Annotated in this window: 18 protein-coding genes; 14 read left to right on the forward strand and 4 right to left on the reverse strand. The window is 71.6% G+C overall.

From position 1 onward, the window contains the following. Positions 1-123 precede the first annotated feature (123 nt). The 11 genes from O3W51_RS22675 to O3W51_RS22725 all read left to right on the forward strand — a co-directional run bounded on the left by O3W51_RS22675 (position 124) and on the right by O3W51_RS22725 (position 10,710). Positions 124-918 carry a carbon monoxide dehydrogenase subunit G gene (locus O3W51_RS22675; RefSeq protein WP_138357062.1) on the forward strand — a complete coding sequence of 265 codons (795 nt, stop codon included), beginning with the start codon at positions 124-126 and terminating at the stop codon, positions 916-918. Between the two features lie 48 nt (positions 919-966). Next, positions 967-1,764, forward strand: a complete 798-nt coding sequence (locus O3W51_RS22680) for an aldose epimerase family protein (RefSeq protein WP_138357063.1) — start codon at positions 967-969, stop codon at positions 1,762-1,764. Between the two features lie 38 nt (positions 1,765-1,802). After that, positions 1,803-2,342 (forward strand): orotate phosphoribosyltransferase, encoded by a 540-nt coding sequence (gene pyrE, locus O3W51_RS22685; protein ID WP_138357064.1) that lies wholly within the window; start codon positions 1,803-1,805, stop codon positions 2,340-2,342. Between the two features lie 219 nt (positions 2,343-2,561). Continuing rightward, on the forward strand, positions 2,562-3,584 hold the full coding sequence (gene fbaA / locus O3W51_RS22690; RefSeq protein WP_138357065.1) for a class II fructose-bisphosphate aldolase: 1,023 nt from the start codon (positions 2,562-2,564) through the stop codon (positions 3,582-3,584). A gap of 129 nt (positions 3,585-3,713) precedes the next feature. Next, positions 3,714-4,127: a DUF3151 domain-containing protein gene (locus O3W51_RS22695; protein WP_138357066.1), complete on the forward strand. Its 414-nt coding sequence runs from the start codon at positions 3,714-3,716 to the stop codon at positions 4,125-4,127. A 370-nt stretch (positions 4,128-4,497) separates the two neighbouring features. Then, positions 4,498-5,304, forward strand: a complete 807-nt coding sequence (locus tag O3W51_RS22700) for a DUF3152 domain-containing protein (protein WP_244809322.1) — start codon at positions 4,498-4,500, stop codon at positions 5,302-5,304. Positions 5,305-5,386: 82 nt separating this feature from the next. Continuing rightward, the gene (locus O3W51_RS22705) at positions 5,387-6,265 is read left to right on the forward strand and encodes a tryptophan 2,3-dioxygenase family protein (protein ID WP_269287235.1); all 879 of its coding nucleotides are present in this window, start codon (positions 5,387-5,389) and stop codon (positions 6,263-6,265) included. Further along, entirely contained in the window at positions 6,258-7,550 is a 1,293-nt protein-coding gene (kynU, locus tag O3W51_RS22710; protein ID WP_138357068.1) for a kynureninase, read from the forward strand. The genes O3W51_RS22705 and kynU overlap by 8 nt, the downstream gene beginning before the upstream one ends. A 3-nt stretch (positions 7,551-7,553) precedes the next feature. Then, the gene (locus O3W51_RS22715; RefSeq protein ID WP_138357069.1) at positions 7,554-8,519 is read left to right on the forward strand and encodes an alpha/beta hydrolase; all 966 of its coding nucleotides are present in this window, start codon (positions 7,554-7,556) and stop codon (positions 8,517-8,519) included. 122 nt (positions 8,520-8,641) lie between these two features. Further along, the gene (locus O3W51_RS22720) at positions 8,642-10,054 is read left to right on the forward strand and encodes a histidine kinase (RefSeq protein ID WP_138357070.1); all 1,413 of its coding nucleotides are present in this window, start codon (positions 8,642-8,644) and stop codon (positions 10,052-10,054) included. Continuing rightward, a complete protein-coding gene (locus tag O3W51_RS22725; RefSeq protein WP_138357071.1) occupies positions 10,051-10,710 on the forward strand; it encodes a response regulator in 660 nt (219 codons plus the stop codon). The genes O3W51_RS22720 and O3W51_RS22725 overlap by 4 nt, the downstream gene beginning before the upstream one ends. Positions 10,711-10,826: 116 nt before the next feature. Here O3W51_RS22725 and O3W51_RS22730 read toward each other — a convergent pair whose 3' ends face one another. Then, the gene (locus tag O3W51_RS22730; RefSeq protein ID WP_138357072.1) at positions 10,827-11,501 is read right to left on the reverse strand and encodes a Crp/Fnr family transcriptional regulator; all 675 of its coding nucleotides are present in this window, start codon (positions 11,499-11,501) and stop codon (positions 10,827-10,829) included. Between the two features lie 253 nt (positions 11,502-11,754). Here O3W51_RS22730 and nth point away from each other — a divergent pair, with 253 nt between their 5' ends. The 3 genes from nth (at position 11,755) to O3W51_RS22745 (ending at position 14,568) form a co-directional block, all read left to right on the forward strand. Then, positions 11,755-12,588 (forward strand): endonuclease III, encoded by an 834-nt coding sequence (gene nth / locus O3W51_RS22735; RefSeq protein ID WP_244809324.1) that lies wholly within the window; start codon positions 11,755-11,757, stop codon positions 12,586-12,588. After that, positions 12,585-13,262, forward strand: a complete 678-nt coding sequence (locus O3W51_RS22740; RefSeq protein ID WP_138357074.1) for an NUDIX hydrolase — start codon at positions 12,585-12,587, stop codon at positions 13,260-13,262. The genes nth and O3W51_RS22740 overlap by 4 nt, the downstream gene beginning before the upstream one ends. Positions 13,263-13,368: 106 nt before the next feature. Then, the gene (locus O3W51_RS22745) at positions 13,369-14,568 is read left to right on the forward strand and encodes a MarP family serine protease (protein ID WP_138357075.1); all 1,200 of its coding nucleotides are present in this window, start codon (positions 13,369-13,371) and stop codon (positions 14,566-14,568) included. Positions 14,569-14,988: 420 nt separating this feature from the next. On the opposite strand, the gene O3W51_RS22755 is transcribed toward O3W51_RS22745, so the two are convergent. The 3 genes from O3W51_RS22755 to nhaA all read right to left on the reverse strand — a co-directional run bounded on the left by O3W51_RS22755 (position 14,989) and on the right by nhaA (position 17,863). Further along, the gene (locus tag O3W51_RS22755; RefSeq protein WP_138357077.1) at positions 14,989-15,912 is read right to left on the reverse strand and encodes an alpha/beta fold hydrolase; all 924 of its coding nucleotides are present in this window, start codon (positions 15,910-15,912) and stop codon (positions 14,989-14,991) included. Between the two features lie 13 nt (positions 15,913-15,925). Beyond that, complete coding sequence (locus O3W51_RS22760) at positions 15,926-16,375, reverse strand: phage holin family protein (RefSeq protein WP_138357078.1); 450 nt, start codon at positions 16,373-16,375, stop codon at positions 15,926-15,928. 69 nt (positions 16,376-16,444) lie between these two features. Next, a complete protein-coding gene (gene nhaA / locus O3W51_RS22765; protein WP_138357079.1) occupies positions 16,445-17,863 on the reverse strand; it encodes a Na+/H+ antiporter NhaA in 1,419 nt (472 codons plus the stop codon). Positions 17,864-18,018: the final 155 nt, after the last annotated feature.

Genomic DNA, 18,018 nt, shown 5'->3' on the forward strand with positions numbered 1-18,018 from the left:
CCGCTGCCGGGTCCGCTTCCGGGTCCGGTTCCGGTCCGGCTCGCAGGCCTGGCTCGGGCCTGTGTCCGGTCCGGCCGGTGCGACCCGGTGACCTGGGCGGCCGACGGTCGGTAGGCTCCCCGCATGGAGCATGAGGTGTTCGTTCCGGTCCTGGCGGAAACCATTCGGCAGGCACTCGCCGACCCGGCCCGCGTCGCCGCGAGCCTGCCCGGCTGGCAGCCCGACCCCGGCGGGGACGTTCTCACCGGCCGGCTGCGCGTGCGGGCCGGCGGTTCGACGATCACCTACCGCGGCTCGCTCCGCGTCACCGAGCGCGACGGCGGGTTCTCCGTCGAGGGCGAAGGTGCGGAGGCGCGCGGCACCGGCACCGTGAAGTTCTCGCTCGGAGTGCTCGTCGAGGAGGCCGACCAGGCCGTTCCCGGCACGATGCTGTCCTTCACCGGCACCGCGACCGCGGACGGGCGGCTCGGTACGTTCGACGGCCCCGCCCGCGAGACCGCGGCCCGCCGGCTGCTCGACCGCTTCACCGCGGAACTGACGGCCGGGCTCCCCGGACTGCCCGAGGAACCCGATGTCGTCGACGGCCTCGACGGTGCCGACGAGGGCGGGGAGCCGGACCCGGCCGAGGAGATCGCGCTGGTCGAGGTGGACCTGAACGAGGTCGAGGTGGAGGTCCCGGAGACCGCGGCCGAGCTCGACGACCTCGAACCCCCGGCCGAGGCGGCCCACGCCCGCCGCACGATGATCGGCCGCAGCGCGGAGGAGGTCGACCACGCTCCGCCCCGCGGCCGTTACGCCCCCGCGCCCTCCGCGGCGACCACCTCCACCACCGCCACCCTCCGCTGGGCCGCACCCGCCGCCGCGGTCCTGGTGGCCTCCGCGGTCGTCGTGGGCCGGGTGCTGCGCCGCCGCCGGTAGGTGGGTGCTGAGCACACATGATCGAGGGTCAGGCCCTACGCTCATAGGGTGACGACTGGGAAGAAACTGACGGCGGGCGACGCCGAACTGACCGTGGTGCCGCAGGACGGCTGCCGGATCGCCTCGCTGACGGTCGGAGGGACCGAACTGCTGCGCCAGGGCGACCGGTACGGCTCGTTCATCATGGTGCCGTGGTGCGGCAGGACCGAGAACGGCCGGTTCCGCAACGGCGGGATCGTGCACCAACTGCCGGTGGACGCAGCTCCGCACGCGATCCACGGCACGGGCCGGCACACCGCGTGGCACGACGGTCCGCCCGGAACGGACTCGGCGGCTTCCTACTACTTCGACCTGGCCGACCCGTGGCCGTATCCGGGCCGCGTCACGCAGACCTTCGAGCTGGGCGAGAACGAGCTGCGGATGACCCTGGCGGTGGAGGCGTCCGCCGACTCCTTCCCGGCGCAGGCCGGCTGGCACCCCTGGTTCCTGCGGAACCTCGGACAGGGCGGCCGCGACGCCGAGATCGACTTCAGCCCGGAGTGGCAGGAGGAGCGCGGCGACGACCATCTGCCGACGGGCAAGCGGACCGAGCCGAAGCCCGGACCGTGGGACGACTGCTTCGGGATGCCGGACGGAGTGGACGTGTCGCTGACCTGGCCCGGCGAGCTGCGGGTACGGGTGACCAGCCCGGCCGAATGGGTCGTGGTCTACGACGAGCAGCCCGAGGCCGTGTGCGTCGAGCCGCAGTCCGGGCCGCCGAACGGCCTCAACACGCTGCCGCGCCTCGTCACCCCGATCGATCCGCTGGAGATCACGACGGTCTGGTCCTGGGAGCGGCTGGGCTGATTCCGCCCGAGCCGATCGCGGCGGCTAATCTCGACGCTATGAGTGACGTGCGCGAGGCCCTGCTGCAGCAGATCAAGGACAAGGCCGTGGTCCACGGCAAGGTGACCCTCTCCTCCGGGCTGGAGGCCGACTTCTACGTCGACCTCCGCCGGATCACCCTGGACGGCGAGGCGGCGCCGCTGACCGGCCAGGTGATGCTCGATCTGACCAAGGACCTCGACTTCGACGCCGTCGGCGGGCTGACGCTCGGCGCCGACCCGGTGGCCGGCTCGATGCTGCACGCGGCCGCCGCCCGCGGCCGCCGGCTCGACGCCTTCGTCGTCCGCAAGGCGACCAAGGCGCACGGTATGCAGCGCCGGATCGAGGGCACCGAGGTCAAGGGCCGACGCGTCCTGGTCGTCGAGGACACCTCGACCACCGGTGGCTCCCCGCTGACCGCCGTCGAAGCGGTGCGTGAGGCCGGCGGCGAGGTCGTGGCCGTCGCCGTCATCGTGGAGCGCGGCGCCGCCCCGGCGATCGAGGCGGCCGGGCTGCCGTATCTCGCCGCCTACTCGCTGGCCGACCTCGACCTCGGCTGAGTCACGGCTGAGTCTCGTTCCTGCGCTTGCTCAGCGGCGGGAAGGGCCTTCTGACCTGCGGATCCACCGGCCCCCTGAACGTTCCACGTGGAACGTTCAGGGGGCCTTCGCATGCGAGGTGTGCACCGAGGTGGTGTTCCAGCGGCTCTCTGGGAGGATGGTGCCGACAAAGACGTCGTACCGCAGTATCAGGACCCGCACATCACGAGGAGCGGACAAATGCCCATCGCAACCCCCGAGGTCTACAACGAGATGCTCGACCGGGCGAAGGCAGGCAAGTTCGCCTACCCGGCCATCAACGTGACCTCGTCGCAGACGCTGCACGCCGCGCTGCGCGGCCTGGCCGAGGCGGAGAGCGACGGCATCATCCAGATCTCCACCGGTGGCGCGGAGTTCCTGGGCGGCCAGTACAGCAAGGACATGGTCACCGGCGCGGTGGCGCTGGCGGAGTTCGCGCACATCGTGGCCGAGAAGTACCCGGTCACCGTCGCGCTGCACACCGACCACTGCCCGAAGGACAAGCTGGACGCGTACGTCCGTCCGCTGCTGAAGATCTCGCAGGACCGTGTCGCCGCGGGCCGTCTGCCGCTCTTCCAGTCCCACATGTGGGACGGCTCGGCGGAGAACCTCAACGATAACCTCGCCATCGCGCAGGAGCTGCTCGCCCAGGCCGTCAGGGCCAACATCATCCTCGAGGTGGAGATCACCCCGACCGGTGGCGAGGAGGACGGTGTCTCGCACGAGATCAACGACTCCCTCTACACCACCCCGGACGACGCGTTCCGTACCGTCGAGGCCCTCGGCCTGGGCGAGAAGGGCCGCTACCTGCTGGCCGCGTCCTTCGGAAACGTGCACGGCGTCTACAAGCCGGGCAACGTCGTCCTGCGCCCGGAGATCCTCAAGGAGCTCCAGGTCGCGGTCGCCGAGAAGCACGGCAAGGCCAACGCCTTCGACTTCGTCTTCCACGGCGGTTCCGGCTCGACGATCGAGGAGATCAACGAGGCCCTGGAGAACGGCGTCGTCAAGATGAACATCGACACCGACCTGCAGTACGCCTTCACCCGCCCGGTCGCGGACCACATGTTCCGTAACTACGACGGTGTGCTGAAGGTCGACGGCGAGGTCGGCAACAAGAAGGTCTACGACCCCCGCGTCTGGGGCAAGTCCGCCGAGGCCGGCATGGCCGCGCGCGTCGTCGTCGCCGCCGAGAACCTGCGCTCCGCGGGCAACAAGATCAAGTAATTCGCGGCGCCACTGCGGAGTGCCGCTCCGTGGCACGACCGCGCAGTACCGCTCCGCACGCAGCCCCCCGGGTCCGCCGTTCCGGCCCGGGGGGCTGCGCGCTGTCCGGGACAGGGCAGACTGGAACGCATGGCCATTCACAAAGACCTTCTCGGGGGTCCGCCCCCGACCCATCTGCCCGACGACCCGGAGCCGCGCGAGCTGCTCGCCTCCGGGGCGGCGCCCTCCGAGGTAGCCGCGAAGTACCCCGCCTCCTCTCTGGCCTGGGCCCAGCTCGCCGACGACGCCTTCGAAGGGGGCCGGGTCGTCGAGTCGTACGCCTACGCGCGCACCGGCTACCACCGCGGCCTCGACGCGCTGCGCCGGGCCGGCTGGAAGGGCCACGGCCCGGTGCCGTTCGAGCACGAGCCGAACCGCGGCTTCCTGCGCGCGCTGCACGCCCTCGCCCGCGCCGCGCAGGCGATCGGCGAGCAGGAGGAGTACGAGCGCTGCTCGTCCTTCCTCCGCGACAGCTCGCCGACCGCGGCGGACACCCTCAGCTGACGGAACCGGCGACGGGATCTCCGGCGGCACCAGTGGTGCGACGCGTGAGGGAACTCGCGTACGTCACCCACGTATTGGGCTGATGCCGCCTTCTCCCGTCCGGTCGCCGATTGCCCCCGAATTGCAGCAGAAGCTGACAAAAATTCATGCGGTTTGGCGTTGGACCGAACCCATGTGTGATTGTGAGCGTCATTGTCTGTGAGCACCGTGGGAGCAGTCGGCGGCCGGGGAGGCCGCCACTCCGGTGGCGCCTTCAGGGGGAGCTTTGACCCATCACGCACCGGTGGCCGGCGGCGACCGACAGCGAGGCCCCAGCCGTCGGGGGAGCCGGAGCCAGGCCGCGCGCCGGCGTCGGCGCGCCCAACGGCGTGTGCGGTTGCTGCTGACCTTCACCGTGCTGGCCTTGCTGGTCGGCGGTGTCGCCGCGTGGTGGAGCGGTGGTTCCGACGACGTCGCGGACGCGTCGGCCCCGACCGCGGCACCCGCCGCGTCCTCCCCGGTCGCCACCGCGTCGAAGGACGTGTCCCCGAGCGCTGCCGCCAAGAGCCCCAAGGCATCCACGTCGCCCAGCGTGACGAAGGGCGGCGGCAAGTCGACGTCCGTACCGAAGTCCGGCCCCGGCACCTTCAAGGCGGGCAAGGGCAAGGGCGACGGCTCAACGGTCGGCAAGGGCCTCATCCGTACGTACCGGGTCCAGGTCGAGGACGGCATCCTGGTCTCCGCCGACCAGGCGGCGGACGAGGTGGCGGCGATCCTCGCCGACCCCCGCAGCTGGGCCCATGACGGCAAGCACGGCTTCCGCCAGGTGTCGTCCGGCAGCGCCGACCTGGTCATCAAGATAGCCACGCCCGACACCGCCGACGCGCTCTGCCTGGCCGCCATCCACCTGGACACCGGCAACGAGCTGAACTGCGAGGTCCCCGGCGGTGTGGTGGTGAACCTCCGGCGGTGGATCCTGGGCTCCCCGACGTTCACCGGTCCCATCTCCGACTACCGCGCCCTGATCATCAACCATGAGGTCGGGCACAGCCTCGGCCACGGCCACGAGGGCTGCCCCGGCCCCGGCAAGCTCGCGCCCGCGATGATGCAGCAGATCAAGGGCCTCGACGGCTGTAAACCGAACGCCTGGCCGTACGACTCCCAGGGGCGCTACATCAGCGGCCCGCACGTGACCTGAGGCCCTTGCCGAATCACCGCACTCGACAGATGATCTCGGCGTGGCCCGGCGACCCCGGGCCGAGATCCTGAAGGGAACGGAAATGTCCGAAACACCGGCCGAGAGTCCGGAGACCCCGAACCTCGACTTCCAGGGCACCACCCCTTACGAGGACTACGTCCAGGCGGATGTCCTCACCCACCTTCAGCACACCCTCTCCGACGACCCCGGCGAGATGGTCTTCCTCGTCACCACCCAGGTCATGGAGCTGTGGTTCACCGTCCTCGTCCACGAGTGGCACACCGCGGGGCAGGCGCTCCGCGAGGACGACATCCCGACGGCGATGGCGGCGCTCAAGCGCAGCACCTACGAACTCGAATCGCTCAACGCCTCCTGGAAGCCGCTCGCGCACCTCACCCCCGGGCAGTTCAACGCCTACCGCAGCGCGCTGGGCGAGGGCTCCGGATTCCAGTCCGCGATGTACCGGCGGATGGAGTTCCTGCTCGGCGAGAAGTCGGCGTCCATGCTCGTCCCGCACCGCGGCTCGCCGCGGGTGCACGCCGAGCTGGAGAAGGCCCTGCACGAGCCGAGCCTCTACGACGAGGTGCTCGGCCTGCTGCAGCGGCGCGGCCACGACATCCCCGCCGAACTCCTCGAACGCGACCTCTCGCTGCGCTACGAGCCCGACCCGGCCGTCGAGCGGGCCTGGCAGCGGATCTACTCCGCCGCCGAGGCCACTCCCGGGGCCACTCCCGGGGCCGGCGCGGCCTCCGCCGGTGACGCCGATCTGCTGCGGCTGGGCGAGGCGCTGACCGAGGTCGCCGAGCTGGTCTGGCGCTGGCGCAACGACCATCTGGTGGCGACCCGCCGCGCGATGGGTTCCAAGACGGGCACCGGCGGCTCCGCGGGCGTGGCGTGGCTGGAGAAACGTGCCACCAAGAACGTCTTCCCCGAGCTGTGGACGGCGCGCAGCCATGTCTGACGCCTCGCTGCGGGAGAAGGCCGGGCGGCTCGACGCCGCCGACGGGCTCGCGAAGATCCGCGACCGGTTCACCCTCGACGAGACCGTCTATCTGGACGGCAACTCCCTGGGCGCCCTCCCCACCACGGTCGCGCCCCGGCTGCGGGACGTGATCGAGCGCGAATGGGGCAGTCTGCGCATCCGCTCCTGGGACGAGAGCGGCTGGTGGACCGCACCCGAACGGATCGGCGACCGTATCGGCGCGCTGATCGGCGCGGCCCCCGGCCAGGTCGTGGCCGGCGACTCCACCAGCGTCAACGTCTTCAAGGCGGTCGTGGCGGCCGTCCGGATGGCCGGGGAGGACCGCACCGAGATCCTCGTGGACGCAGCGACCTTCCCGACCGACGGCTACCTCGCCGAGTCCGCGGCCCGGATGACCGGCCGTACCGTCCGGCCCGTCGCGGCCGGGGCGATGGCGGACGCCATGGGCGACCGCACCGCCGTCGCGCTCGTCAACCACGTCGACTACCGCACCGGGCGGCTGCACGACCTGCCCGGTACGACGGCCGCCGCGCACGCCGCGGGCGCCCTGGTCGTCTGGGACCTGTGCCACAGCGCGGGCGCGCTGCCGGTCGGTCTCGACGCGCACGGGGTGGACCTCGCCGTCGGCTGCTCGTACAAGTACCTCAACGGCGGCCCCGGCGCGCCCGCGTACCTGTACGTCCGCCGCGATCTGCAGTCCCGTTTCGACTCGCCGCTGCCGGGCTGGAACTCGCACGCCGATCCCTTCGGCATGAGCTCCGACTACCTTCCCGCGGATGGCGCCGTCCGCGGCCGCGTCGGCACGCCCGACATCCTGTCGCTGCTCGCCCTCGACGCCGCGCTCGACGTCTGGGACGGCGTCGCCGTCGCCGACGTACGGGCCAAGAGCCTGGCGCTGACCGACTTCTTCCTCGACTGCGTCGAGCGGTACGTGCCGGCCGGCCGGGTCTCGTCGATCACGCCGGCCCCGCACGAACACCGTGGCAGCCAGGTCGCGCTGCGCTGCGACGACGCCGGCGAGGTCATGCGCCGGCTGACCGCCCGCGGTGTCGTGGGCGACTACCGGCGCCCCGACGTCCTGCGCTTCGGCTTCACCCCGCTCTACACGCGGTTCGCCGACGCGGAACGCGCCGCGCAGGTGCTCGCCGACGTGCTCCGCGAGGTCGACGAGGAGGCCGGTGCGAAGCCCGGCGCGGAGGTCGTGGAAGCTGGCGGCGAAGCCGGCGCGCCGTCCGGCCACGACGCCGGTGAAGGGAACCGATAACCGATGCCCGCCTCCACGCCCGAGCACGCCGCCCACCGCGCGCCGGCCCCGGCCGGCCCCGGCCCGGCGGACGCCGCCGCGAAGCGTGCGGAGGCGGAGGAGGCATCGGCCTTCGCGCACGCGGCCGTCCCCCCGGACGTGACCGCGGCCTACGGTGAACTGCCCGACCAGATCGCCGACTTCTACCGGCCGCGTACCGCGCCCGGTGTCCCCGCGCCGCTCGTCGTGGTGCTGCACGGCGGTGCCTGGCGCGCACGCTACGACCGCCGGCACATCTCGCCGTTCGCCGCGTACCTCGCCGGCCGCGGCTTCGCCGTGGCGTCGGTGGAATACCGCCGCGGCGGCGAGGAGCCGCCGTCCGGCGGCGACGGCAGCGCCTACCCGCGCGAGGAGACCCCGCCGGCGGGCCGTTGGCCGGACACGCTCGACGACATCGCCGCCGCCGTCGACGCCCTGCCCGCGCTCGCGGTGCGGGCGCTGGGCGCGGACACCGTGGACCCCCGGCGGGTCGTGCTCACCGGGCACAGCGCCGGCGGGCACCTGGCGCTGTGGGCCGCCGCCCGCAACGCCCTTCCGCTCGATTCCCCCTGGCATCGCCCCTCGCCTCCCCCGTTGCGCGGTGTCGTCGCCCTCGCGCCGATCGCGGACTTCGCGTCCGCGATCCGGCTGGGGGTGTGCTCCGACGCCGTCGTGCAGTTCCTCGGCGGGCCCGAGCACGTCACGGCGCGGCTGCCCCACGCCGATCCCGCCGCGCTGCTGCCCACCGGTATCGCCACAACCATCGTGCAGGGGACCACTGACAATGAGGTTCCGCCGCAGGTCGCGAGGGCTTTCGCGGCAGCCGCGGCCCTGGCGGGCGAGGAGGTCACCGAGGCGGTGCTGGACGGCATCGGGCACTTCCCGCTGATCGACCCGGCTGCCGCCGCCTGCGCCGTCGTCGCCGAGGAGATAGCGCAACTCGCCTGGTAGCGGGCGGCGCCGGCGACCGTCCGTGCCGCCTTCCGGCGGAGCCGTGTAGTCCTTGAGACGGATGCCGGGAGATCGGCTCCGGTGTGGACGACGCGCCGCCGTGAGCTGCCTAGTGTGTGAGCGTGACCGACACCGACCAGACCACTTTGCGGACCGAGCTCCGGATAGCCCGGAGCGCTCTGAAGGGGCTGCGTGACGACCTGGTCACCGACGCCTTCGCCTTCCGCCCGCTGCCGCCCCGCTCCACCGACGGCCCGGTCGTACACCGTCTCCCCGACCGGCTCCGCGACTCCGCGCGCCTGCTGCCGCACGCCTGTCTGGCCGCCTTCGCCTGCTTCCTCATGCTGGTGGGCTTCGAGTTCGAGAGCGAGCGGGGCGGAGCGGCACTGGCCGCCGCGCTCCTCACCGGGATCCCGCTCTTCACCGTGCTGTTCCGCCCGGTCGGCGGCTGGTGGCTGTCCTTCGGGGCCGCCTTTCTCAGCGGCGCCGCGGCCGGCCAGTTCTCGGTGTGGCCGTGGTCGGCCACCGGATTCGTCTCGCACCTGGTGGTGATGGCCGTCGTCGCGGGCCGCACCCGGCCCCGGGTCGCGGCGGAGATGTGGCTGCTGACGGTGCTTCTCGGCGCCGGGTTCGCGTTCACGACGCCCGGCCGGGAGTCGGACACCTTCGCCATGGCGTTCGTGTCGTTCCTCGTCCTGCTCACCGTGGTGCTGATCAGGGGCTGGCGCGAGACGCAGGCGAAGGTCGTCGAGCAGGTCGCGGTCACCCAGGTGGAGCGCTCGCGCCGCACCGTCCTGGAGGAGCGCACGACGATCGCCCGCGAACTGCACGATGTCGTCGCGCACCACATGTCCGTCATCGCGATCCAGGCCGAGGCCGCGCCCTACCGCGTCGACGACCCGCCGGCCGAACTGACCCGCAGCTTCGCGATCATCCGGGAGAACGCGGTGGCCGCCCTCACCGAGCTGCGCCGCGTCCTGGGCGTCGTGCGGGCCGACAACCCCGAGGCGTTCGCCGGCGGTGCCCCCGAGGCCCCGCAGCCCACCCTCGCCAACCTCGACTCGCTGCTGGCCAACGTCAGGGACACGGGCGCGGACGTCGACAAGGTGGTGACCGGCGCCGTCCGGACGCTTCCGCAGGGCGTGGAGCTCTCCGCGTACCGGATCGTCCAGGAGGGGCTCAGCAACGCGCTGCGGCACGCTCCGGGCGCCGCCACCCGCGTCGAGATCGGCTACGTCCTCGGCGGCCTCGGCCTGCGCGTGGTCAACGGCCCGGCCACCGAGGAGGTCAGGCCGTCCCACGGCGCCGGTCACGGGGTGCTGGGCATGCGGGAGCGGGTGTCGATGCTGGGCGGCGAGATGACGGCGGAACCCACCGCCGAAGGCGGCTACGAGGTGACGGCCTTCATCCCGGTGGCCGCCGAGCCGAAGCCGGAGCCGAAACCGGAAGGGGACCCCGGAGCGAAGCGGGAACCCGAACCGAACCCGCAACGGAAGCCCTGGCCCATGGTCAAGTCCACCGGGGACCCCGTATGACGATCCGGGTGCTGATCGTCGACGACCAGATGATGGTCCGGGAGGGCTTCTCGGTCCTGCTCAACGCGCAGCAGGACATCGAGGTCGTGGGGGAGGCGGTGGACGGCCGGGAGGCCATCGCCCAGGTGGCCGCGCTCCGTCCCGACGTCGTCCTCATGGACATCCGGATGCCCGAGGTCAACGGGCTGGAGGCGACCCGCGAGATCGTCGCGGCCGACGCCGACGCCAAGGTCCTCGTCCTGACCACCTTCGATCTGGACGAGTACGTCTACCAGGCGCTCCGCGCCGGAGCCAGCGGCTTCCTGCTCAAGGACGCCTCGGCGCGGCAGCTGGGCGACGCCGTACGGATCGTTGCCGCCGGTGAGGCGCTGCTCGCCCCGGCCGTCACCAAGCGGCTGATCGCCGAGTTCTCCCGGCTCGGTACGCCCAGGCCGCCGGCCCAGGACCGGGTCGGCGATCTGACCGACCGCGAGACGGAGGTCCTCGTGCTGGTCGCCCAGGGCCTGTCGAACGCCGAGATCGCCTCGCACCTCGTCGTCGCCGAGTCCACCGTCAAGACCCACGTCAGCCGGGTCCTGGTGAAGCTCGGGCTCCGGGACCGCACCCAGGCGGCGGTCTTCGCCTACGAGGCCCGTCTGGTGACCCCGGGAGGCTGACCGGCCGGAACGGACGCCTCCGGGGGCCGCAGGCCCGCAGAAGGCGGTCCAGGCGCCCTCTGGACGCACCGAAGGCCCCGCCCGGTGAGGGGCGGGGCCTTCGGCAGGTGGTTCGGTCAGCGGCTGCGCTTGGCGAGCCGCTCCACGTCGAGCAGGATCACCGCGCGCGCCTCCAGACGGAGCCAGCCACGGCCGGCGAAGTCGGCGAGCGCCTTGTTGACGGTCTCGCGCGAGGCGCCGACGAGCTGCGCCAGCTCCTCCTGCGTGAGGTCGTGCACCACGTGGATGCCCTCTTCGGACTGCACGCCGAACCGGCGCGACAGGTCGAGGAGCGCTTTGGCCACCCGGCCGGGCACGTCCGAGAAGACCAGGTCCGACATGACGTCGTTGGTACGCCGCAGCCGTCGCGCGACGGCGCGCAGCAGCGCGGTCGCGACCTCGGGCCGGGCGTTCAGCCAGGGCTGCAGGTCACCGTGGCCCAGGGCCAGGAGCTTGAGCTCCGTCAGTGCCGTGGCCGTGGCGGTCCGGGGGCCGGGGTCGAAGAGCGACAGCTCGCCGATCAGCTCGCCGGGGCCGATGACGGCGAGCATGTTCTCGCGGCCGTCGGGGGAGGTGCGGTGCAGCTTCACCTTGCCCTCGGTGACGACGTAGAGCCGGTCCCCGGGGTCTCCCTCGTGGAACAGCGCGTCGCCACGCGCGAGCGTGACCTCGGTCATCGAGGCGCGCAGTTCAGCGGCCTGCTCATCGTCGAGCGCCGCAAAAAGCGCCGCGCGCCGCAGAACGTCGTCCACGAGCTCTCTCCTTGTCGACATCGCCGGATGATCCCCGTGATGCCCGCTGGCAAAACAGTGCGATCAATCACAAGTCTGTCTTATGTATCGCCGTGCACGTGCCCCGGGGGTCCGATTGGGGGTCGGTTCCTTGTGGTCAAGGGCAGATGTCAGTGCCGAGCCTTAGGCTGGCCGGGTGTCTGATACGCCGAGTTCGCAGAAGAAACGGCAGGGTGGGACGGCCAAGCGGGTGACCCGGACCCCTGATTCCGCTGTGAGCGAACAAGCTTCGCTCAAGCCCGCCAAAAAACCGGAATCACGCATCGCCCTGGTCCGCCGGGCGCGGCGGATCAACCGTGAGCTCGCCGAGCTCTACCCGTACGCCCATCCGGAACTCGACTTCGAGAACCCGTTCCAGCTCCTCGTCGCGACGGTCCTGTCCGCGCAGACCACCGACCTGCGCGTGAACCAGACGACCCCCGCCCTCTTCGCCGCCTACCCGACACCGGAGGACCTGGCGGCGGCCGAACCGGAGCGGCTCGAGGAGCTGATCCGGCCGACCGGCTTCTTCCGCGCCAAGGCCAAGTCGCTGCTGGGCCTGTCGACGGCGCTGCGCGACCGGTTCGACGGCGAGGTGCCGAGCCGGCTGGAGGACCTGGTCACGCTGCCGGGAGTGGGCCGCAAGACGGCGAACGTCGTCCTGGGGAACGCGTTCGGAGTCCCCGGGATCACCGTCGACACCCACTTCGGCCGGTTGTCCCGCCGCTTCGGCTGGACCACCTCCGAGGATCCGGAGAAGGTCGAGCAGGAGGTCGGCTCGCTCTTCCCGAAGAGCGAGTGGACGATGCTCTCGCACCGGGTGGTCTTCCACGGCCGCCGTACCTGCCACTCCCGCAAGCCGGCTTGCGGCGCCTGCCCGATCGCCCCGCTCTGCCCGTCGTACGGTGAGGGCGAGACCGACCCGGAGAAGGCGAAGAAGCTTCTGAAGTACGAGCTGGGCGGTGCCCCCGGCCAGCGCCTGCAGCCACCGCCCGACTATCCGGGCGACCCGGCTCCGGCGCTGGGCGCCCCGGCGGCCACCGCGGCCATGACGCAGGGGAGCGAATGACGACGACACGTGGCGGCGAGGCGGCCGTATCGACCCAGGGGCTGCCCCAGTGGCTGCAGCCGGTGGCCCGCGCGGCGGGCGATGTGCTCCCCGAGCAGCTCAGCCGGTTTCTGCCGCCCGAGTCCGGCCGGGGCCGGCAGTCCGCAGTGCTGATCCTCTTCGGTGAGGGCGAGCACGGCCGCGACCTGCTGCTGATGGAGCGCGCGACGTCGCTGCGGTCGCACGCGGGCCAGCCGTCGTTCCCCGGCGGCGCCCTCGACCCCGAGGACGGCGATCCCGAGGGCGACGGCCCGCTGCGCGCGGCCCTGCGCGAGGCGGAGGAGGAGACCGGCCTGGACCCGTCGGGCGTGCAGATCTTCGGCGTGCTGCCGCGGCTCTACATCCCGGTCAGTGAGTTCGTCGTCACACCCGTGCTCGGCTGGTGGCGCACTCCCAGCCCGGTCGGCGCGGTGGACCAGGCCGAGACCGCCCGGGTCTTCCGGGTCCCCGTCGCGGACCTCGCCGACCCCGCCAATCGGGCGACGATGACCCATCCCAGCGGTTTCCGCGGCCCGGCGTTCCTCGTCGAGGGCGCGGTGGTGTGGGGATTCACAGCCGGTCTGATCGACAAGATTCTGCACTTCGCGGGCTGGGAGCAGCCCTGGGACCGGGGCAGGACGGTGCCGCTCTCATAGAACGGCATGAGACCGTGTGCTCGTGCTGTGTCTTCCTGGGGGGCAGCCCCGGGAACCCCGGCCGTTGCCCCGGTCGAGCTGGACCGTCCTCGCGAGGTCAACCTAGATGAACGTGCTGGACTTGTTGCTGTTGCTCGCGGCCGCGTGGTTCGCGGTCGTCGGCTACCGCCAGGGATTCGTCGTCGGCGTCATGTCGGTGATCGGGTTCCTGGGCGGCGGCCTGGCAGCGGTCTACCTGCTGCCCATGATCTGGGACAAGGTCACCGACGACTCCTCGCCGGGGTCCGTGGCGGTGGTGATCGCCGTGGTCGTGGTGATCGTCTGCGCCTCGGTCGGCCAGGCGTTCACCACCCATCTGGGCAACAAGCTGCGCACCCAGATCACGTGGTCACCGGCCCGCGCGCTGGACGCGGGCGGCGGCGCGCTGGTTAACGTCGCCGCGATGCTGCTCGTCGCCTGGCTGATCGGCTCCGCGCTGGCCACCACGGCGCTGCCGACCATAGGCCGTGAGGTGCGCTCCTCGAAGGTCCTGCTCGGCGTCTCCCGGGTCATCCCGCAGCAGGCCGACAACTGGTTCACCGACTTCAGCTCCACGCTCGCGCAGAACGGCCTCCCGCAGGTCTTCAGCCCGTTCGGCAGCGAACCGATCACCTCGGTGCCCGCGCCCGATCCCAGGCTCGCGAGCAGCGCGGTCGTCAACGACGCCCGTCGGAGCATCGTGAAGGTCGTCGGGACCGCGCCCAGCTGCGGCAAGGTGCTGGAGGGCACCGGCTTCGTCTTCGCCAGGGACCGGGTGATGACCAACGCCCACGTCGTCGGCGGGGTCAGCGAGCCCACCGTGCAGATCGGCGGCGAGGGCCGGCTCTACGACGCCCGCGTCGTCCTCTACGACTGGCAGCGCGACATCGCCGTCCTGGAGGTGCCGTCCCTCAACGCACCCGTGCTGAACTTCACCGCGGGCGACGCGCACAGCCGCGACGACGCGATCGTGGCGGGCTTCCCGGAGAACGGCGGCTTCGACGTCCGTGCGGCCCGGGTACGCGGCCGCATCCAGGCGAACGGCCCGGACATCTACCACCGGGGCACCGTGCACCGCGACGTCTACTCGCTGTTCACGAAGGTGCGCCAGGGCAACTCCGGCGGCCCGCTGCTGACCCCGGACGGCAGGGTGGCAGGCGTCATCTTCGCCAAGTCCCTCGACGACGCCGACACCGGCTACGCACTGACCGCGGACGAGATCCGCGACGACATCACCGCGGGCCGCACGGCGGACCGCCAGGTCGACAGCCAGGGCTGCGCGCTCTAGAAGGTCTTCCAAGGTCCCTGCGGGCCGTTCGGGATCGGCCGAACGGCCCCTGAGGCCCTGTCCGGGTCCCTGAGGCCCTGTCCGGCGCTAGTCGCTACGGGGGTGCCGCAGGCGCGCGCCCACCCAGCGGGCGCGCCGCCGGAGAATGCGGGGAATACCGATCTGATGCTCCCCCTCGGGGAGTACGGCCACAGGCGTCGCGCGGTTGACAGCTGCGACGAGATTGCGGCGGGTGCGTGATACATCACGGTAGTCGTGCGTCCAACCCATACCGAGCTACGTGCCCGCGCCCCAAGGTCGGTAATCGTGCGGCGGTCGGCCAATTGGCGTATGCGTCCGGCATTTGGCTGATCGTCAGACAGTCGTACCGGACTGTCCACCCGTCTGACGTCCCGTCCGGCGGCCGATTCTTCAGGGTGACTAGCGGTCCGGCTCGGGGTCCTTCAGCCAGTTGATCAGCTCGGTCGAGAACGCGACCGGGTCCTCCTCGTGCGGGAAGTGCCCCAGCCCGTCGAAGAGCCGCCAGCGGTACGGCGCCTCCACGTACTCACCGCTGCCCGCGGCGCTGCGGGTGCGCATCGCGGAGTCCAGCGAGCCGTGCAGATGCAGGGTCGGGACCCGCACCGGACGCTTCATGCGCCGGTTGAACTGGATGCCGTCGGGGCGGGCCATCGAGCGGACCATCCAGCGATACGGCTCGACGGCGCAGTGCGCCGTCGAGGGAATCTGCATCGCCTGCCGGTAGACGTCGACCGTCTCCTCGTCCGGCAGCAGCGGTCCTGACCAGTCCCGGATCAGCCGTCCGACCATCGCGGAGTCGTCCGCGATCAGCTGCCGCTCCGGCAGCCATGGCCGCTGGAAGCCCCAGATGTAGGAGCCGGCCGCGCTCTGCTTCATGTCGGTGAGCATCGCCGTGCGCCAGCGCCGGGGGTGCGGCATCGAGCACACCGCCAGCCGGCGCACCAGCTTCGGGCGCATCACCGCCGCGGTCCAGGCGAGGTAGCCGCCGATGTCATGGCCGACCAGCGCGGCGTCCGGCTCGCCGAGCGAGCGGATCACCCCGGTCACGTCCAGCGCCAGGTTCGCGGGGTCGTAGCCGCGCGGCGTACGGTCGCTGCCGCCGACCCCGCGCAGGTCCATCGCGACCGCGCGGAAACCCGCGTCGGCGAGCGCCGTCAGCTGGTGCCGCCAGCTCCACCAGAACTGCGGGAAGCCGTGCAGCAGCAGCACCAGCGGGCCGTCGCCGGCCTCGGCGATGTGGAAGCGCGCGCCGTTCGCGGCGACATCCCGGTGAGTCCAGGGTCCGTCGAGCCGTGCAACCGAGGAATTACCAGCGACCGTCATGAAGCTGAGCGTGTCACACCTTGAGGTCGTCGGTGGTCCTGGACTCCAGGGGGCGCGGATGCGGCTTGACGCTCTGGAGTACGGCTGCCGTCTGCTTGGCCGAGGCGATGCTGCGCTCCGGCTTCTTCACCTTCTTGAACTTCGCCCGCGCGAACACCCCGAGGATCAGGGCGATCAGCACGTACGCGCCGCCGACGATCAGGAACGACCAGGCCAGACCCAGCCCGAGGGCGTGGATGCCGTAGGCCGCCGCCATGCTGAACATCGGCAGGGCGAAGAACGCCAGGGTGACGGCGCCCACGATCGCGCCGCTGCCGAGGCCGACCCGCTTGACGTCCTCACGCAGTTCCGCTTTGGCGAGGGCGATCTCGTCATGCACCAGGGCGGACATCTCCGCCGTGGCGGAGGCGAACAGCTGTCCGAGACTGCGGCTCGCGCCCTCGGCCTGCTCCACTGCGCTCATCGCATCCTCCGTCGGTATCCGTCATGCCCGGCTACCAGGTGGTAGGGACTGTTACCCACAGATCATGCCTCAGTCCCCGTCACCCGCGCCTCTGACCCGGGCCAGTTCGGCGAGCCTGCGGTGCTCGACGGCCTTCCGTTCGAGGATCTCGGCCATCCGCAGGTGGTACTCCGGCTTGTCCTGCTCGTAGATGTCCGGGATGCCGTCCCCGTCCTCGTCGCGCTCCTCCTCCTCGCACATCGCCCGGTACTTGTTGTTGCGGAGCTTGAGCAGGATGCCCGCGATGACGGCCGCGATCAGGGACCCGATCAGGACGGCCGCCTTCACCTCGTCGGCCAGCACCGGGTCCTCGTCGAAGGCGAGTTCGCCGATCAGCAGCGACACGGTGAAACCGATCCCGGCCAGTGAGGCGACGGCGAGCACATCGGGCCAGCGGAGCTCCGGGTTGAGCTCCGCCCGGGTGAACCGGGCCGCGAGCCACGTGCCGCCGAACACGCCCAGGGTCTTGCCGGCCACCAGGCCGAGCACCACGCCGAGCGTCTCGGGCTGGGAGAAGACATCGGTGAGCGCGCTGCCGGAGACGGCGACACCTGCCGAGAAGAGGGCGAACAGCGGCACCGCCAGGCCGGCGGAGACGGGGCGCACCAGGTGCTCGACGTGCTCGCCCGGAGAGTGCTCCTCGCCCTCCCGGCGGGTACAGCGCAGCATCAGGCCCATGGCGACGCCCGCGATCGTGGCGTGCACGCCGCTGTTGTACATCAGCCCCCAGATGACCAGGGCGAGCGGCAGGTAGATGTACCAGCCGCGCACTTCCTTGCGGAGCAACAGCCAGAAGACCAGCAGGCCGAGCACAGCGCAGCCGAGGGCCACGAAGTTGATCGACGAGGTGAAGAAGACCGCGATGATCAGGATCGCGAAGAGGTCGTCGACGACGGCGAGCGTCAGCAGGAAGGCGCGCAGCGCGGACGGCAGCGAGGTGCCGATGACCGCGAGCACGGCCAGCGCGAAGGCGATGTCGGTGGCGGTCGGGACCGCCCAGCCGTCGAGCGCGCCGCCGCCGACGGTGTTGACCACCACGTAGACGAGCGCGGGTACGGCCATGCCGCAGACGGCGGCGATGACCGGGAGCGCCGCGGCGGACGGCGTCCGCAGCTCACCGGCGACCAGCTCGCGCTTGAGCTCGATCCCGGCGACGAAGAAGAAGACGGCGAGCAGCCCGTCGGCCGCCCAGTGCTGCACCGACAGGTCCAGCCCCAGGGAGGACGGGCCGAAGTGGAATTCCCTGACCGTCTCGTAGGTGTGGTGCGCCGGGGTGTTGGCCCAGATCAGCGCGGCGACGGCGGCGATGAGCAACAGGATGCCGCCCACGGTCTCGGCGCGCAGTGCGTCGGCGACGAAGGTCCGCTCGGGGAGGGACAGCCGGCCGAGGAGGACGGAACGGCGGGTGGGCGCGGTCGCGGGCTGGTCGGTCGCGGGTCGCTCGGTCACAGGTCGAAGACCTCCGGTCGGTCGGTCATCCACTGGACATGGCTGACTCCGTTGCCGACCAGACTTCCCGGCGCACCTTGTGTACTGACGCGTTCCTGACGCGGGGACCAGCTTATCGGGTCACGCGCTGTGCCGTCCGGCGATCGTCATATTAC

The sequence above is a fragment of the Streptomyces sp. H39-C1 genome (assembly GCF_027158125.1).
GTDB classification, from domain to species: Bacteria; Actinomycetota; Actinomycetes; order Streptomycetales; family Streptomycetaceae; genus Actinacidiphila; species Actinacidiphila fildesensis.

What these genes read in the sequence shown, in the direction of transcription:
- O3W51_RS22705 (WP_269287235.1), top strand. Translation starts at nt 5,387, where the DNA reads ATGTCCGAAACACCGGCCGAGAGTCCGGAGACCCCGAACCTCGACTTC.
- O3W51_RS22715 (WP_138357069.1), top strand. Translation starts at nt 7,554, where the DNA reads ATGCCCGCCTCCACGCCCGAGCACGCCGCCCACCGCGCGCCGGCCCCG.
- O3W51_RS22745 (WP_138357075.1), top strand. Translation starts at nt 13,369, where the DNA reads ATGAACGTGCTGGACTTGTTGCTGTTGCTCGCGGCCGCGTGGTTCGCG.
- O3W51_RS22695 (WP_138357066.1), top strand. Translation starts at nt 3,714, where the DNA reads ATGGCCATTCACAAAGACCTTCTCGGGGGTCCGCCCCCGACCCATCTG.
- O3W51_RS22755 (WP_138357077.1), bottom strand. Translation starts at nt 15,912, where the DNA reads ATGACGGTCGCTGGTAATTCCTCGGTTGCACGGCTCGACGGACCCTGG.
- O3W51_RS22740 (WP_138357074.1), top strand. Translation starts at nt 12,585, where the DNA reads ATGACGACGACACGTGGCGGCGAGGCGGCCGTATCGACCCAGGGGCTG.
- pyrE (WP_138357064.1), top strand. Translation starts at nt 1,803, where the DNA reads ATGAGTGACGTGCGCGAGGCCCTGCTGCAGCAGATCAAGGACAAGGCC.
- O3W51_RS22675 (WP_138357062.1), top strand. Translation starts at nt 124, where the DNA reads ATGGAGCATGAGGTGTTCGTTCCGGTCCTGGCGGAAACCATTCGGCAG.
- O3W51_RS22760 (WP_138357078.1), bottom strand. Translation starts at nt 16,375, where the DNA reads ATGAGCGCAGTGGAGCAGGCCGAGGGCGCGAGCCGCAGTCTCGGACAG.
- kynU (WP_138357068.1), top strand. Translation starts at nt 6,258, where the DNA reads ATGTCTGACGCCTCGCTGCGGGAGAAGGCCGGGCGGCTCGACGCCGCC.
- O3W51_RS22725 (WP_138357071.1), top strand. Translation starts at nt 10,051, where the DNA reads ATGACGATCCGGGTGCTGATCGTCGACGACCAGATGATGGTCCGGGAG.
- fbaA (WP_138357065.1), top strand. Translation starts at nt 2,562, where the DNA reads ATGCCCATCGCAACCCCCGAGGTCTACAACGAGATGCTCGACCGGGCG.